Genomic DNA, 1,205 nt, shown 5'->3' with positions numbered 1-1,205 from the left:
CTTGCTTTTTATTGCAGGAGACGATCTGCCAAATGCGAGCAACAAGCTCCTCGATCTGGTCGGCAGCAAGTCCTGTAGTAGACTGGTAACGCAACGGCCCCGCCTGTAAGTCGTGTTCTGTGGGAGGAAAACGATCTTACCTGATCGGGGTCGTTGCCCTACTTTGAGGTGATCAAGCCGGCCTGAATAACGCTCGTAGACTCACCGCCCACCGCCGAATTCGTGAACCCCCGGCTTTCACGACCTACGTCACGGTCGTCGGTAACCCTGCCGCCGAACCTTGGCATGAACCGGCGCCACGGACACCTTCACGCCGTCTACCAGCAGGTTTGGGTTCGCATAATGCCTTGTTGGGTGCACCCTCTCTGATCAGCTACGCAAGCCCCCTCACCAGCACCTACGCCGGCAGGAGGCTTTGTCGTGTGTCCGGCGCCGTCCGGCCAGATCCGGTGCCGGCCGGCAGTCTGTGCCCAATACGTGCCCAGGTTTTCAGATGTGGCGGCTGACTCGGACAAGCCCAAGGGCTCCACTCGGGCTTCCCCGTCGCCACCAACGACTGGACCACCTTGAGAGCCTGATCGAAGAGCATCATCTGAGGACCCCGGTTGCGATGCATGCCAACCATCGCGGCCACCCAGCGCCAAGCGGTGGCGCACTGGCAACGGAAAGCAGAGACCATGCAGGCCGACGCGCCCGGAACCTCGCAGCCCGCCTACTGTCCAACGGGTTCGCCGCCACCGACGACCCCCAAGGACTGCAGGAGATCTGTGACCGGTTGGGGGCGGGCACCATCAACGTGTTCGTGCAACGGTGGCTCGCGCGGCTGCCCCTGCCCTTCGGTCAGAAGGATCGCGATGCCGGTTATTGGTGGGAGACCTCGATGCGCCAGATCGAGACCTCCCGCACCATCGTGTTCGACGCACCCCGGCATGCCCGCGGGTTCTTCGAAGCACTGATCGTGGACAACCTCGACCTTGGCCGACCCCACAATGTTGAGAGCGTTATTCAGAGCCCTTACCAGCCAAGTCGGTAGAACTCCAGTGCGGTGACGATTCGGATGACATTCGGAAGCTCGGCGAGGTGCCCTCGAAAGCCGGTGGCAAGTATCTTCCAGTTCTTGACATGGGCGATGCATCGTTCGACGGCAGAGCGCAGTGAGGAGATCACCCTGTTGTTTGCCTTGTCGCCGATAGAGAGCTCGCCAC

General features: G+C 61.4%; 2 protein-coding genes. One reads left to right on the top strand and one right to left on the bottom strand.

Features of this window, described 5'->3' with window-relative positions:
- Positions 1-610: 610 nt before the first annotated feature.
- A complete protein-coding gene (locus FFT21_RS28570) occupies positions 611-1,033 on the top strand; it encodes a hypothetical protein (protein ID WP_225978859.1) in 423 nt (140 codons plus the stop codon).
- Here the strand turns inward: FFT21_RS28570 and FFT21_RS28565 are convergent.
- On the bottom strand, positions 1,015-1,205 hold a 191-nt coding region (locus FFT21_RS28565; protein ID WP_137813614.1), incomplete at its 5' end, for a transposase family protein. The two genes, FFT21_RS28570 and FFT21_RS28565, sit on opposite strands and share 19 nt — an antisense overlap.

The sequence above is a fragment of the Gandjariella thermophila genome (genome assembly GCF_005405885.1).
GTDB classification, from domain to species: Bacteria; Actinomycetota; Actinomycetes; order Mycobacteriales; family Pseudonocardiaceae; genus Gandjariella; species Gandjariella thermophila.
The sequence above is the reverse complement of the archived record's forward strand: the minus strand, read 5'-3'. Positions and strand labels throughout refer to the sequence as shown.